Origin of the sequence: Kineosporia sp. NBRC 101731, from assembly GCF_030269305.1 — a bacterium.
GTDB lineage: Bacteria > Actinomycetota > Actinomycetes > Actinomycetales > Kineosporiaceae > Kineosporia.
In genome coordinates this window covers 284,578-298,993 of the sequence record NZ_BSTC01000005.1, presented here as the reverse complement: position 1 = coordinate 298,993, position 14,416 = coordinate 284,578, and the positions used below count along the sequence as shown (strand labels likewise).

Annotated in this window: 14 protein-coding genes and 1 pseudogene; 5 read left to right on the top strand and 10 right to left on the bottom strand. The window is 70.9% G+C overall.

Going from position 1 to position 14,416, the window contains the following annotated elements; all coding sequences use genetic code 11:
* Positions 1 to 574 precede the first annotated feature (574 nt).
* From mnmA to QSK05_RS16850, 5 genes are all read right to left on the bottom strand, one after another.
* Positions 575 to 1,681 (bottom strand): tRNA 2-thiouridine(34) synthase MnmA, encoded by a 1,107-nt coding sequence (gene mnmA, locus QSK05_RS16870; RefSeq protein WP_285598183.1) that lies wholly within the window; start codon positions 1,679 to 1,681, stop codon positions 575 to 577.
* A gap of 5 nt (positions 1,682 to 1,686) precedes the next feature.
* Positions 1,687 to 2,919: a cysteine desulfurase family protein gene (locus QSK05_RS16865; protein ID WP_285598182.1), complete on the bottom strand. Its 1,233-nt coding sequence runs from the start codon at positions 2,917 to 2,919 to the stop codon at positions 1,687 to 1,689.
* A 69-nt stretch (positions 2,920 to 2,988) separates the two neighbouring features.
* Positions 2,989 to 3,960, bottom strand: coding sequence for an electron transfer flavoprotein subunit alpha/FixB family protein (locus tag QSK05_RS16860; RefSeq protein WP_285598181.1), 972 nt, complete (start codon positions 3,958 to 3,960; stop codon positions 2,989 to 2,991).
* Positions 3,961 to 3,997: 37 nt separating this feature from the next.
* Complete coding sequence (locus QSK05_RS16855) at positions 3,998 to 4,777, bottom strand: electron transfer flavoprotein subunit beta/FixA family protein (RefSeq protein ID WP_285598180.1); 780 nt, start codon at positions 4,775 to 4,777, stop codon at positions 3,998 to 4,000.
* A 240-nt stretch (positions 4,778 to 5,017) separates the two neighbouring features.
* Complete coding sequence (locus tag QSK05_RS16850; protein ID WP_285598179.1) at positions 5,018 to 6,148, bottom strand: hypothetical protein; 1,131 nt, start codon at positions 6,146 to 6,148, stop codon at positions 5,018 to 5,020.
* Here QSK05_RS16850 and QSK05_RS16845 point away from each other — a divergent pair.
* A complete protein-coding gene (locus QSK05_RS16845) occupies positions 6,147 to 6,329 on the top strand; it encodes a hypothetical protein (protein WP_285598178.1) in 183 nt (60 codons plus the stop codon). The two genes, QSK05_RS16850 and QSK05_RS16845, sit on opposite strands and share 2 nt — an antisense overlap.
* A 114-nt stretch (positions 6,330 to 6,443) precedes the next feature.
* Here the strand turns inward: QSK05_RS16845 and QSK05_RS16840 are convergent, their stop codons facing one another.
* From QSK05_RS16840 to QSK05_RS16830, 3 genes are all read right to left on the bottom strand, one after another.
* On the bottom strand, positions 6,444 to 8,468 hold the full coding sequence (locus QSK05_RS16840) for a class I SAM-dependent methyltransferase (RefSeq protein ID WP_285598176.1): 2,025 nt from the start codon (positions 8,466 to 8,468) through the stop codon (positions 6,444 to 6,446).
* Entirely contained in the window at positions 8,468 to 9,247 is a 780-nt protein-coding gene (locus QSK05_RS16835; RefSeq protein ID WP_285598175.1) for an enoyl-CoA hydratase/isomerase family protein, read from the bottom strand. The genes QSK05_RS16840 and QSK05_RS16835 overlap by 1 nt, the downstream gene beginning before the upstream one ends.
* A gap of 259 nt (positions 9,248 to 9,506) precedes the next feature.
* Positions 9,507 to 9,971, bottom strand: a complete 465-nt coding sequence (locus tag QSK05_RS16830; protein ID WP_285598174.1) for a T3SS (YopN, CesT) and YbjN peptide-binding chaperone 1 — start codon at positions 9,969 to 9,971, stop codon at positions 9,507 to 9,509.
* 133 nt (positions 9,972 to 10,104) lie between these two features.
* On the opposite strand from QSK05_RS16830, the gene glgX reads away from it, so the two are divergent.
* The 4 genes and pseudogenes from glgX to QSK05_RS16810 all read left to right on the top strand — a co-directional run.
* Positions 10,105 to 12,246, top strand: coding sequence for a glycogen debranching protein GlgX (glgX, locus tag QSK05_RS16825; RefSeq protein WP_285598173.1), 2,142 nt, complete (start codon positions 10,105 to 10,107; stop codon positions 12,244 to 12,246).
* A gap of 113 nt (positions 12,247 to 12,359) precedes the next feature.
* Positions 12,360 to 12,926: a response regulator gene (locus QSK05_RS16820; protein ID WP_285598172.1), complete on the top strand. Its 567-nt coding sequence runs from the start codon at positions 12,360 to 12,362 to the stop codon at positions 12,924 to 12,926.
* A gap of 46 nt (positions 12,927 to 12,972) precedes the next feature.
* Positions 12,973 to 13,365, top strand: coding sequence for a HEAT repeat domain-containing protein (locus tag QSK05_RS16815; RefSeq protein WP_285598171.1), 393 nt, complete (start codon positions 12,973 to 12,975; stop codon positions 13,363 to 13,365).
* Positions 13,359 to 13,556, top strand: a pseudogene (locus QSK05_RS16810) (hypothetical protein); the annotation flags it as partial. The gene QSK05_RS16815 and the pseudogene QSK05_RS16810, both read left to right, overlap by 7 nt.
* Positions 13,557 to 13,676: 120 nt before the next feature.
* Here QSK05_RS16810 and QSK05_RS16805 read toward each other — a convergent pair.
* Complete coding sequence (locus tag QSK05_RS16805) at positions 13,677 to 14,255, bottom strand: type IV toxin-antitoxin system AbiEi family antitoxin domain-containing protein (protein ID WP_285598371.1); 579 nt, start codon at positions 14,253 to 14,255, stop codon at positions 13,677 to 13,679.
* A 43-nt stretch (positions 14,256 to 14,298) separates the two neighbouring features.
* Positions 14,299 to 14,415, bottom strand: coding sequence for a hypothetical protein (locus tag QSK05_RS36650; RefSeq protein ID WP_502879771.1), 117 nt, complete (start codon positions 14,413 to 14,415; stop codon positions 14,299 to 14,301).
* Position 14,416: the final 1 nt, after the last annotated feature.

The window sequence follows — 14,416 nt, the reverse complement described above, 5'->3', positions numbered from 1 at the left end:
CAGCCCTCGCCCTGGCAGCCTCCCGACCTGGCAGTCCTCGACCCGGCAGCCCTCCGACCGGGCAGCCCTCACCCTGGCACCCCTCCCGACCCGGCAGCCCTCCGACCCGGCAGCCCTCCGACCGGGCAGCCCCCCCGACCGGGCAGCCCCGGACCTGTAACCCCCAGACCTGGCGGGCTCCGTGACAGCGGTCTTGTCCCGGCAGCCGTGTATCGGCAGCCGCGGTGATGGTTTCTCGCGAGGATTCGGCGACCGGACCGGCTCCTGCGCGTAGGACCATGGAGTCCCCGGATCATGCGCGTTGTGTACACCTGGTACATCCGGTACCGGATGTACCAGGTGTACACAACGCGCAGGGCTCTTTGGCCATGGCCCCGCGATGCTGACGACGTTCCAAGACTGCTGGAACGCGCGCGAAAGGTCTTCTGCCCGAGCGCCTCCGCTGCACGCGACATGACCGAGCGTCCCGCTCCGGTCGGGCCGGTCGGGCCGGTCGAGCCAGTCGGGCCGGTCGAGCCGGTCGAGCCGGTCGGGCCGGTTCGGTTGATTCGATGGAGTCGGTCGGGTCAGGGCTTCAGCTGGTCGCGCTGATGGTGGACGACCCGATCACCTGGGTGCCCCGGTACAGCACGAGGGTCTGGCCGGTGGCGACGCCGTTGATCGGCTCGTCGAGGGCCACCTCGAGCGTGGCCGGAAGGGTCTGCACAGCACCCTCCCCCGCCGCCGGGCCGTACGAGAGCACGCGCGCGGGCACCGCACGTCCGTGCGCCCGGACCTGGACCGACACCGGCTCACCGAGGTCGGGCACGGGCGCGCACCAGGTGGCCTCGGCCCCGCTGATGCCGTTCACCTGGAGCTCTTCGGCCGACCCCACGACCACCGTGTTCGACACCGGCTCGATGCTCAGCACGTACCGTGGCCTGCCGTCGGCGGCGGGCGTCCCGATCGAGAGCCCGCGGCGCTGCCCGACGGTGAAACCGTAGGCCCCGGAGTGCTCTCCGAGCTGCTGACCGTCGGTACCGACGATCGGACCGGGTTGGGCACCCAGCCGCTTGGCCAGGAAGCCCTGGGTGTCGCCGTCGGAGATGAAGCAGATGTCGTGGCTGTCGGGCTTGCTGGCGACGCGCAGACCGCGCTCGGCGGCCTCGCGGCGCACGTCGTCCTTGAGCGTGTCGCCGAGCGGGAACAGCGACCGGGCCAGGCGGTCGGGCGGGAGCACGGCCAGCACGTACGACTGGTCCTTGCCCATGTCGAGCGCGCGGTGCAGCTCCGGGCCGTGCGGGCCGTCGATCATCTGCGCGTAGTGCCCGGTGCTGACGGCATCGAACCCGAGGGCCACGGCCTTGTCGAGCAGGGCGGCGAACTTGATCTTCTGGTTGCAGCGCACGCACGGGTTGGGCGTGCGGCCGACCTTGTACTCGGCGACGAAGTCGTCGATCACGTCTTCCTGGAAACGCTCGGCCAGATCCCAGACGTAGAAAGGGATCCCGAGGATGTCGGCGACCCGGCGGGCATCCCCGGCGTCTTCGATCGTGCAGCACCCGCGAGCGCCGGCCCGCAGGGTCTGCGGGTTGCGGGCCAGCGCCAGGTGCACGCCGACGACCTCGTGCCCGGCGTCGACGGCGCGCGCCGCGGCCACGGCGGAGTCGACCCCGCCGCTCATCGCAGCCAGTACTCGCATCAGTGCTACCCCTTCGACAAACCGGAACTCAGGCCCGCGCCCCGGGCGCGGTCGACCACGGGGCCGATCGCCTCGGCCAGCTCCGCCACGTCGGCGGCGGTGGAGGTGTGGCCCAGGCTGAAGCGCAGCGCACCCCGGGCCGTGGCCTCGGGCACGCCCATGGCCAGCAACACATGACTGGGCTGCGGTACTCCCGCCTGGCAGGCCGAACCGGTGGAACATTCCACGCCGCGGGCGTCGAGCAGGTAGAGCAGGGAGTCGCCCTCGCAGCCCGGGAAGGTGAAGTGGGCGTTGCCGGGGAGGCGGTCGAAGGGGCCTTCGGGGGCCAGGGCCGGGCCGAGTCCGGCCAGGCCGTCGGGCACCGGGCCGTTCAGCACGGCGTCGGGCACGGCCTTCCAGACCGCCCGCACCAGGTCGTCGCGCAGGGCCGCGATGCGCGCGGCCTCGGCGGGCTGGGTCTGCACGGCCTGGATGGTCGCGACGGCGAACGCCTTCAGCGCGGGGACGTCGAGGGTGCCGGAGCGGATGCCGCGTTCCTGCCCGCCACCGTGCAGTCCGGGCACCAGGTCGAGCCCGCGCCGGGCCAGCAGGGCGCCGGCCGAGACGGGGCCGCCCAGCTTGTGCCCGCTCACGCTGAGGCAGTCGGCGCCGCTGCCGGCGAAGTCGACCGGGAGGTGCCCGACCGCCTGGATCGCGTCGGTGTGGACCGGGATGCCGTACCGGTGGGCCAGTTCCGCGATCTGCGGGATCGGCTGGACGGTGCCCACCTCGTTGTTCGCCCACATGACGGTGACCAGGCCGACCGCGTCGTGATGCGCGTCCAAAAGCTGTGAGAGGCCGTCGAGATCCACGCGACCCGCGTGATCGACCGGGGCCCAGAGAATCTCGGCGCCCTCGTGGGTGACCAGCCACTCGAGGGGGTCGAGTACGGCGTGGTGCTCGATCGGGGTGGCCACGATCGTGCGCCGGTGGCCGTCGAGAGCGCGCCGGGCCCAGAACAGGCCCTTGACCGCCAGATTGTCGGCCTCGGTGCCGCCGGAGGTGAAGATCACCTCACTGGGACTGGCGCCGAGCGCCGCGCCGAACTGCTCGCGGGCCTCCTCGACCACCCGGCGGGCCCGGCGCCCGGAGGAGTGCAGGGACGAGGCGTTGCCGGTGGACGCCATCTCCTCGACCATGGCCGCCACCGCTGCGGGCAGCATCGGCGTGGTCGCCGCGTGGTCGAGATAAGCAGTCACGGAGTCGAGTGTAGGCACTGCGTGCGCGGACCGGGCCGGGGCGGTTCGTCACCGCCCCGGCGTCAGTTGTCAGCCCTTGCGCTTGAGCACCTCTTCGGTGGCCTGCGGCAGCACCGTGAACAGGTCTCCGACCACGCCGAAGTCGACGAGCTCGAAGATCGGCGCCTCCGGGTCCTTGTTGACGGCGACGATCGTCTTCGAGGTCTGCATGCCGGCCCGGTGCTGGATCGCGCCGGAGATGCCGCTCGCCACGTAGAGCGTCGGGGAGACCTGCTTACCGGTCTGGCCGACCTGACTGCTGTGCGGGTACCAGCCGGCGTCGACCGCGGCGCGGGAGGCGCCCACGGCACCGCCGAGGGCGTCGGCGAAGCTCTCGACCGGGGAGAAGTCACCGTTGGTGCCCCGGCCGCCGGAAACCACGACCGCGGCCTCGGTGAGCTCGGGACGCCCGCTCTTCTCCTTCGGGCGGCGCTCGGTGATCTTCGCGGCCCGGGCCAGGTCGGAGACCGTGACGGGGACGGTGACGACCTCGGGCGCGACCCCGGCGACCGCGATCGGCTCGGCCGAGTTCGGCTTCACCGTGATGACCGGGACACCCTTCGTCACCGAGGCGGTGACGGTGAACGCGGCGGCGAACACCGACTGCGTGGTGAGGGGGCCGTCAGCGCCCTGCTGCACGTCGACGGCGTCGGTGATCAGGCCGGAGTCGAGCTTCACAGCCAGACGCCCGGCGATCTCCTTGTTCTCGCCGGAGCTGGCGAGCAGCACGGCAGCCGGGGCACCGGCCTGGGACGCCTGCTGAACGACCGCGGCGAGCGCCTCGGCCTTGGGCGCCACGAGGTAGTCCTCGATGCCCTCGCCCTCGACCCGGTAGACGGTCTGCGCGCCGTACTCGGCGAGCGTGGCGGAGGCGTTGTCGTATCCCTGGCCGATGAAGACGGCGGCGGGCTCGCCCAGACGCGCGGCGATGGTGAGCAGTTCGGTGGTGGTCTTACGGACGGCGCCGTCGACGTGGTCGACCAGCACGAGTACCTGGGACATCGAATCGGTCCTTCAGTTCAGTGGGGGGAAGAGGGGGTCAGACCAGCTTGGCGCCGGCGAGGAACTCGACGAGCTTCGCGCCGCCGTCGCCCTCGTCGGTGACGACCTGCCCGGCGGTGCGGGCCGGGCGCTCGGCGACCGACGTGACCGTGGTCCAGGCGGCGGCCGAGCCCACCTCGTCGGCGCTCAGGCCGAGGTCTTCGAGCGACCAGGTCTGCAGCGGCTTCTTCTTCGCGGCCATGATCCCCTTGAACGAGGGGTAGCGCGGCTCGTTGATCTGGTCGGTGACGCTGACCACGGCCGGCAGCGATGCCTCGATGATCTCGGTGCTGGCGTCGTTGTCGCGGCGGATGACGGCCTTGCCGCCCTCGATCGTGAGCTCGCTGGCCAGCGTGATCTGGGGCAGGCCGAGACGCTCCGCGAGCATGGCGGGCACGACGCCCATCGAGCCGTCGGTGGAGGCCATGCCGGTGAGGATCAGGTCGTACTCGAGCTTGGCGATGGCCGCGGCCAGCACCTTGGACGTGGCCAGGGCGTCCGAGCCGTGGATCGCGTCGTCCTGGACGTGGACCGCCTCGTGCGCGCCCATCTGCAGCGCCTTGCGGGCCGCGTCGGTCGCGTCTTCCGGGCCGACCGTGAGCACGATGACCTTGCCGTCGGTGGCGTCGGCGAGCTTGAGCGCCTCCTCGACGGGGTACTCGTCGAGCTCGGAGAGCAGGCCGTCGACGTTTTCGCGGTCCGTGGTGTTGTCGTCCGGCGAGAATGTCCGGTCCGCCTGGGCGTCCGGTACGTACTTCACACACACCACGATGTTCATGAGCGCCTCTCGACTCTTTGCGTAGCTTCTGGGGACAACCGGCCAGGAGGTGGCTTCCGCGACCTGAGCGACCGCTTACCTGGAATGACCCGGAACAAGTTTCTCATCCGGGGCCGGGAGGGCCACCCCTGGAGCGCCCGGGAGCACCCCTGGAGCGCTGATCCCCCACGCTACCCAGGCCGGACGGCCACTCTGACCAGGGGCCTGTGAATTAACTCACCCGATTGTGCCTTTATTCGCCTAGGCGGGCAGGGCCAGTCCCAGGCTGACACCCATGCCCGGGGTGGGGCGCTCCTCGTCCGTACCGGAGGTGAGAACGGTACTTGGCGGCGTGGACGGCACGGGCAACGTGATCTCCCGGGCCACCAGGTCGAGGAAGGTCAGGCTGGTGGCGCGGCAGATCATCAGCCGGGCGTCCAGGCCGGCGACCGGGACGGGCAGCAGCTCGTGCAGGTGATGCTGCAGGTAGAAGTGCCGCGACGGGCCGATCCAGCCGCCGGAGGCGTAGCAGCGGCAGGTCAGGTCGTACGACGCGATCGCCTCGGCCTCCCGGGCCTTGCGCTCGGCGCGGCGCCGCGACCGGTGGCCGTGCGCCTTCACCCGCTCCCGCAGCAGGCCCAGCCCGCCCGCGCCGGTGGAGGCCGCGGCAGCCTTCCAGTCGGCCCGCGAAGCCGGTGACAGGGAGGAGTCCCCCACCCCGGCCAGCGCCAGGGCCCGGGCGGCGTCGGCGAAGCCGCAGCGCTGCAGCACGTGCACCGTGAGCGCGGCCGGGTCCTCGTCGGGAAGAGCGATGCACTGCGCCTGGGCGGTGAGGGCGAGCGCCTGGGCGTACTGACCCTGACGCGCCTCGTCAGCCGCGGCGATCGTCAGCATCCGCAGGTCCCGGCAGCCGCCCTGGCGGGCCGCCCGGGCCAGCGGCGCCGCCGCCAGCAGGTCGCCCACCGAGACCGCGGCCAGCGCGACGATCCAGTCCATCCCCGCCGAGGGCTGCACCTTGCTCGCCGCGGCATCGACCGCCGCCAGGTCGCCCGTGCCGGCGAGCAGTTCCGCCACCCGGGCCAGCAGATCGAGCCAGGGGCTGGGCGGAGCCGGGCGGTCCGGCCCGAGCACCGTGCCGTTGCGGCGGCTGCGCTCGCTCTCGGCCTCGTTCAGCTCCCGCAGCAGTTCCTGGGCCTGGGTATGGATCCCGGCCAGCACGGCCAGTTCCGCCAGGCGCACCACGTCCGCCCGCTCGAGCGCCGGGTGCACGTCGAGCGCCTCGCTGTACAGGCCCGCCGCCGACAGGGCGTCACTCCACTGCCGCAGCACCTCCGGCGGAGGACCGTCGGCCCGCAGCACACTCGGCGGGATCTGTCCCGGGCGCACCGGCATGACCAGGCTTCTCACCGGCTGCGCCGACGGGGCCGACGGGACCGACTGGACCGACTGGACCGACTGGACCGACTGGACCGGGTCGCTCGGCTGGTCGTTCCCGGGACTGTCCGCAGGGCGCTGGCTCACGTCTGGGGTGTCGGCAGGTCGACGCCCGGCGTTGAGCCGCCGCCGGGCGTGACCTGGAGCCTGTCCTACGGATCAGGTAGATCAGGTGGTTCAGGCCGTGAGCGGTAGACACGTCCCGCCCTCGCAGCCGGCGATCATCCACCGGACCGACTCTGATCCGTCAGCCTCAGCGGGTGCCGGTGAGCCCCACCGTCGGGAAGGCCGTGACCGGCAGTACCTGGGAGAGCTTGCGGTCCAGCCCGGCCAGCCGCTCGCGCGAGCGGATCACCGCCTGCCCCGGTTCGGCCCCCGGATACGGCAGCACGGTGGCGAGCAGCTCCTCGGGACGCACCCGCACGTCTTTCGCCCCGGCCTGGGCCGCGACGGCCTCGAGCCGGTCAGGGACGGTCGGGGACGCGTCCGGGGCCCCCGTCAGCGTGCGCAGCCGTTCGGGCAGGAGGGTGCGGGCCTTACCGGCCCGTGACATGCCGACCCGGCCCACGCTGCCCTGTTCCCGCGCGAACCCTCGCGAGGCCCAGTCCTTGAGCCGTGTCGACTCGCCCGTGATCACGAACCGTCCGCCCGGCCGCAGCACCCGCAGCATCTCGGTCAGGGTGCTCGCCGGGTCCATCCGACGGTGCAGCAGGGCATGCGCCACCACCAGGTCGAAGCTGTCGTCGTCGAAGGGCAGCATCTCCGGGTCGGCCAGCTCCTCGTTCTCGATGCGCAGGCCCAGCTGTTCGGCGCGACGCCCCGCCGCCGCGAGCGCGGACGTGGCCAGGTCACTGATCGACAGCCGACTCACCACCCCCGACTGCAGCAGGCCGAGCGAGAACCCGAACGTCGACCCTGCTCCCACCTCGAGAGCATCGCCGTACGGCTGCTTCTCGCGGCGCTGCACCCGCGCACCCACCAGTGCCGAGAACCGGTCGCGGGCATACCCCGCCCCCTGGGCTCCCTTGGCGCCGGGCCGGGTACCCCCACCCATGGTGGACGAGGCAACCGGCGCCTCCTGCGGGGTCACCTTCGCGGAGACGGCGGGAACCGCGGCAGACATCGTGGGCGGGTTGGTCTTCTCGGTGGGGGAGAAGCCGGTTGACGAGGCTGTTTCCCCGGCCGGCTCCGGTGTGGGGCCGGTCTTTCCAGCAGAGGACGCGGGCCCCGGCTCCTCGGCGGAACTCTCGTCAGAAGTGGGCGAAGACGCCGGTGTCAGGTTCGAGGTCTTCGGGTTAGGTACCTTCGGGGTGGGGGTCTTCGGCGTGGAAGAAACCGGCACCGCCACTTCCTGCTCCACCGATTCATCAGGGGTGAAGGTGGCGGGCATCGCCGGACCGGCAGACGGCAAACCCGGCGTCGGCTCGGCAGCCACCGGCTGCACCGAAACACCCGCCCCGGTCACGGTCTCGCCGCTCGCAGCCCCGCCGGTCAGGCCCGTTCCGGGCAGCGACGGTGCGAGGTTCTCACCATCGGCCGTGCCGGTCCGGGTCGCGGGCTCGACCGGGGAGGTCGTGGGGGCTGCGGGGGCCGCCGGCCGGGCCGCTGCGGAACGGTCGGTGCCCGGCTTGATCAGGGGGTCGGTGAACGGTGCGACCGGTTCGCCGGTGGCCGGCGGCTGCGACTCCACAGCTGCCGGAGTTACCTTCCCCGAGGCCTTTTCGCCATCCGAACCGAGGGTTTCCGGCTGGGTCCGCCGGACTTCGGCACTGGCCGCCTCGGCCAGCACCTGGTCCGGAACCTCGGACGTGGGAGCCACCGGGGCCGCAGGCGTGTCAGCCACGGGCACCACGGGCACCTCGGCCACCGGCACCGCAGGCACCTCAGCCACCGGCACCGCGGGCATGTCAGCCACCGGCACCGCAGGCACCTCCGCCACCGGCACCGCAGGCGACCCGGCAACCGGTCCGGCAACACTGGGCGTGGCTTTGCGGGGTGCGGTCTTCTTCGCGGGGGCGCGCTTGGACGTGGGCTTGCGGGCCGCGGTCTGCTTGCCCCCGTCACCGGTCGGCGCCGCGGTCTTGGCGGCCCGCGGCTTACGCACCGGGTTCTTCGAGGGGCGGGGAGCCTGGTCCCCCGGCCCGCCCTCGGTTCTGCCCCCCGCTGGGTCTTGCCGCGCGGACGAGACGGAACCGGCCGCCCGCTCCGTCGGACTGTTCACCGCCGCGGACGCCTTCGCGTCGTCGGGGATGGGGCCGGTCGCCGTCTCGTCGCTCATCAACGTCCTTCGAATTTTGCCTTGCCCGGGCCGTTCTCGATGAACGAGGCGATACCCAGGGCGTGGTCCTTGGTCGCGAACAGGCCGGAGAACAGCCCTCGCTCGATCTCCTGACCGGTGGCCAGGTCGGTCTCCAGACCCCGGTCGATGGCTTCCTTGGCGGCGCGCAGCGCGACGCCGGCACCGCCGACGTACGGTTGTACCCGCCGACGGGCGGCGGCGTAGACCTCCGGGGCGGGTACCACCTCGTCGACCAGGCCGATGGCCAGGGCCTCGGCGGCATCGACGAAACGGCCGCTGAAGATGATGTCCTTCGCCCGGGCCGGGCCGATCAGGCGCGGCAGACGCTGGGTGCCGCCGGCGCCGGGGATCAGGCCGAGCAGAATTTCCGGCTGGCCGAACTGCGCATCGTCTGCGGCGACCCGGAAGTCGCAGGCCAGAGCCAGTTCGCAGCCACCACCGAGCGCGTATCCGGTGACGGCGGCGACGGTGGGCTTGGGAATCGCGGCCACCGCGTCGAACGCCTTCTGCAACCGGGCACCGCGCACGAAGGCATCGGTGTAGTCCATCGACTGCATCTCTTTGATGTCGGCACCGGCGGCGAAGACGTTCTCGCCGCCGTACACGACCACCGCGGCGATGTCGGCGCGGGACGAGGCCTCCTCGGCCGCGCCCCGGATGCCCTCGGTCATATAGGCGTTCAGGGCATTCATCGTCGGCCGCATCAGGCGGATGGTGCCGATCGAGTCCTCCACATCGAGGCGCACGAGCTCTGCCACGTCAGCACTCCCTCTCAGGTGTTCTGCTGCTCAAGTGGTTGCCCGGTCTGTCTACTCGGTGCGGTCGGTGCCCGGAAACCCCCGAGCCTATCGGCCACCCCACATCCGGCGCCCGAGGAGATGCCTCACCGGAGCGTAGGGGGACCGACCGGCGGACGCCCGCGGGCGCGCGTCCGCCGGCAGCCTCGTCCTCCATCCGGCTCCCCCGGGTGGCGGCCCGACGCAGGCCCGCCGCCCGATCGCCCCGGAGAGGAAAGGCTCAGGCCTCGTCGGGCTCGTTGGTGTTCTCGATCAGCTGGGTGACGGTCTGGTGCCAGGTGCGCACGGAACCGAGCACGGCCTCGAGGGTGGCGCTGAGCAGGGGGCCGAGGTCGACACCGTCGGAGACGATCAGGTCGACGGCGACGGCCAGCCGGTCGGCGTTCACCGTGACCTTGACCAGGTTCAGCGCGCTGGTGACGGCGTTGGCGGCCCGCAGCCGGGTGAGCTCGTCACCGGCCATCGAGTCGTCGAGCAGCCACTGGCCGAAGACACGCATCATCGGCGGCTGGGTGTCGAGAGTACGCACGAACAGCATCTGCTCCTGGATCGAGATGGCGACATCGCCGTCCTCGTCGATCCGGGGCTGGTGGCCCTCGTCGATCATGGCGTCCAGCACCTTGCCGCGCAGCGGGTGCTCGTCCGGCGGAGGCGGGAACGAGGGCAGGGAGGTGGGATCCGTCATGGTCCCAGAGCCTAGTCCAGGCACCCGGACGAGCGATGCATTCGTCCCCTTCCCCGTCACCGGAGCGCGCTCGACCCGCCTCCGACCGGCCCTGGACCAGCCCCCGGAGCGAGGATTCCGGCACACTGAGTCAGTGGCCAGGTCTCTTCCGTATCCGCTCGGCGTCCACCCCCGCGACCAGGGCGTCGACGTGGCGGTGATGGCCGCCCACGCCGACCGGGTCCAGCTCTGCCTGCTCGACCCCGATCCGGCCGATGCCGGGCGCTGGAGCGAACGGCGGATCGATCTGCCGAACCTGACCTACGGCATCTGGCACGGCTTCGTCCCCGACGTGCAGCCCGGTCAGCGCTACGGGCTCCGCGTGCACGGCCCCTGGGACCCGCGCGGCGGGCACCGGCACAACCCGGCCAAGCTACTGCTCGACCCGTACGCACGGGCGGTCGTGCCACCGGAACACGGACTGCGCCCCGAGCTCTTCGGTCACCCGGTGGACGCCGAGCTGAAGGGCAACCCGCGCGCGATCGACCACCGCGACTCGATGCCTTACGCCGCCCACGGCGTGGTCCTGCCGGCCTCGCCGCCGGGCCCGTCGACGAAACCGCACACGCCGTGGGCCCGGACGGTGATCTACGAGACGCACGTGCGCGGGCTGACGAAGAACCTGCCCGGGGTGCCCGAGGGGTTGCGCGGCACCTACGCCGGACTGGCCCACCCGGCGACGATCGAGTACCTGACCGGTCTCGGCGTGACCGCGCTGGAACTGCTGCCCGTGCACGTCAGCCAGTCCGAGGGGCATCTCGAGGCCCGGGGCCTGACGAACTACTGGGGCTACAACACGCTCGGGTTCTTCGCGCCGAACCCGGCCTACGCGGCGGCGGACGACCCGGTGGCGGTCGTCACGGAGTTCCGGCAGATGGTGCAGACCCTGCACGAGGCCGGGCTCGAGGTACTGCTCGACGTCGTCTACAACCACACCTGCGAGGCCGGGGTGGTGGGCCCGACGCTGTCGTTCCGCGGGCTCGACGCCGCCACCTACTACCGGCTCGACGGTGACGGGCGGGACATCGACTTCACCGGATGCGGCAACAGTCTCGACTCCACCCAGGCCCGGGTGGTGCAGCTGGTGCTCGACTCCCTGCGGTACTGGGTGCAGGAGATGGACATCGACGGGTTCCGGTTCGACCTGGCCCCCACGCTCGCCCGGGGCCGCAACGAGTACCACGCCGACCACCCCATGCTCGTGGCCATGCGCGTCGATCCGGTGCTCGCCGGGGCCAAGCTGATCGCCGAGCCCTGGGACCTCGGCCCCGACGGCTGGCGCACCGGGCAGTTCCCACCGCCGTTCGCCGAGTGGAACGACCGCTACCGCGACGACGTGCGGGACTTCTGGCTGACCTCCGGCGCCCGGGTCGCGAACGGCGAGACCTCCGGCGGGCTGCGCGATCTCGGCACCCGCATCGCCGGATCGGCCGACACCTTCGATGCCTCGCGCGGTCCGGGGGCCTCGGTCAACTTCATCTCGGCGCACGACGGTTTCACGCTGGCCGACCTGACCGCCTACAACGTCAAGCACAACCAGGACAACGGCGAGGACAACCGCGACGGCACCGACAACAACCACAGCTGGAACCACGGCGTCGAGGGCCCGACCGACGACCTGGCGGTCCTCACCGCCCGCCGCCGCAACATCCGGAACATGCTCGCCACGCTGCTCTTCTCCGCCGGGGTGCCCATGCTCGTGGCCGGTGACGAGTTCGGCCGCAGCCAGAACGGCAACAACAACCCGTACTCGCAGGACAGCCCGGTCTCCTGGCTGGACTGGGACCTCGAGCCCTGGCAGGACGACCTGCTCGCCACCACGCGTCACCTCGTCTCACTGCGCCAGCGGTTCGGTGCCGTGCACCCCTCCCGTTTCTTCACCGGCGAACCCGGGCCCAGCGGCCTGCGGGACGTGGCCTGGTTCGCCGAGGACGGTACCGAGATGACCATGGCGCACTGGGGAGACGCCCAGCGCCGCATGCTTCAGGTGCTCTTCGCCGAGCCCTCCACCTCCGTCGGCACCGGCGGGAGCACCGGTTCCCTGCTGCTCGTCATCGCCGGCGCCGCGCTGCCGCCCACCGTGATCCTGCCCGACGTCTCGCCCCTCAGTTCCTACGAATTGCTCTGGGACAGCGCCGAACCCCGTCCCCCGGCGCCGGGCAGCACCACCCTCCTGCCCCCGGCCACCGAGATCGAGCCCTCCCCCGACTCCGTCAGGTTGTACGTGGCCCGGTGACCGGCCGCGGATCTTGAGTCCGCCCTCACCTCAAGATCGAGTACATCGGGCCCGAGTGAACAGGAGGGCATGCCGGGGCCGGCATCCGACTCGAGCGAGAGGTCGCGGTACCGATGCCGATCCGGGTCTTGGTGGTGGACGATTCGGCACTGATGCGCAGAGCCCTCAAGGAGATGCTGGTCGAGGCCGGGTGCGAGGTGACCACCGCCCGCAACGGCCTTGACGCGCTGGACCAGGTGGCTGCGAACCCGCCCGACGTGGTCACCCTCGACGTGAACATGCCCGAGATGGACGGGATCACCTGCCTGGCCCGATTGATGACCGATCATCCGCTGCCGGTGGTGATGGTCAGTTCACTCACCTCCGCCGATGCGCAGGTCACCTTCGAGGCGCTGGAACTGGGTGCCGTTGACTACGTACCCAAGCCCGGCGGCACGGTCTCCCTCGACATCGACACGGTGCGCGCGGAGTTGGTGGCCAAGGTACGGGCCGCCTCACGGGCCCCGGTACGTCGCGTGGGCGGGCTGCGTGAGCGGTTGCAGCGCCAGCGGGAACAGCAGGAGAGCCCTCTACGCATCCGCCTGGGTCTGGAGCGATTCGACCGCGACGAACAGCAGCTCATCATCGTCCTGCTCGTCAACGGTGTGCGCACTCGTGGCCAGGGTCGCGGTGGAACCTGATCAGACCGTCCGTGACGCGATCTTCTCCCACCTGGCCCGGTATGACGTGGATGAGGTCGTCGAGAGCCTGATACACCACTTGTCCAGCGATGATGCCGGGTTCCGGATGGCGGTGGTCGAGGTGCTGTCGCGGACCACCACGGCCACAGCCCGCCGCATCCCCCAGCTGCTGCACGATCCTGACCCGGACATCCGGATCTTGACCGTGATGGTGCTCTCGTGTCTGCGCACCACCCAGGTGTCGCAGTGGCTGGGCGAACTGGTTCGTGAAGATACGAATCAGCGCGTGGTGGCAGCGGCGATCGGAGAGTTGGCGGCGCTGGAGGGACCGGGCTGCCTGCCGGTCCTGTACGCCGCCCGGACCCGCTTTCCGGCAGATCCTTTCATCGCCTTCTCGGTGGATCAGGCGGCCATGATGCTCGAGGGAGAGGCGTGGTGATTCCCACCGAGGCCACGAGCGCCGGACCGGGTACGTCCGGGACGCGACTACGCGATTCTGATTTCGACCGGCTGCGCGAATACATTTATCGACGTACCGGCATTCAGTTCTCCTTCAGCAAGAGGTACTTCGTCGACAAGCGGGTCCAGGCCATGATGGCCGACCATGGGACAGCCGATTTCTCGGTCTCTTTCTCGGCCCTGCGACTGGGCGACAGAACCCTGGATCAGAAACTCGTCAACGCCCTGACCGTGAACGAGACGTATTTCCTGCGGGAGGACTATCAGTTCGACAGTCACGATATCTCTGGTTCACGAGAAAGCCCTCTGAACGGCGAGTTCCGATGCCGGGCCGAGTTCCGACGCCTCTTTCAGCAGCTGACGGCGCGTCGCCAGACCACGGTCCAGGAGCTCGGCGACGGCACTGTCGATGACGTCTTGGTCAGCGCCAGCCGCTGCGGTCTCGGCAACGGCACGCATCGGGGTCGTCACCAGGAACCCGTTGTGCTGCTGGACCTGACCTGACTCGAGTTCTCCTCGGTGCAGAATCAGGGCCGCATCCTTCTGACGGAAGCCCGGGGGGACGGTCAGGTGAATCCGGTCAGGATTGGCGATACCGAGATCATGCACCGACAGAGCGGTGGCGTGGGACACCACGGCACGCTCCTTGCTCCACAGGAACCAACGGACGAGGTGATCACCCGGTTCTGCCGGTAGATCATCGAACTCCCGCAATCGGTACAGCGCCCGGCCCACCCGAATCCAGTTTCCGCGCTGGGCATGGAAATACTGCGCCTGGTGGGAGTAGTCGACCGTGATGGCCTGCGCTGCGGTGAAGTACCCGCGCTGCCCGGCCGCGACGCGCCAGAGCTCGTCTCTCTCGTCCGACATGGATCCGCCCTCCGGTCCTCCACCGGCTCGTACTCACCCTTGATCACGACGTACGAGCCGCGCATGGCGCCGGCCCCACTTTCGGCTTCTGCCGAGTGGGCCGGAACCGGGACTCGAGTTCCGCGGGGACGGGCCTGCCGTCGGAGGGCCTGAAGCCCACG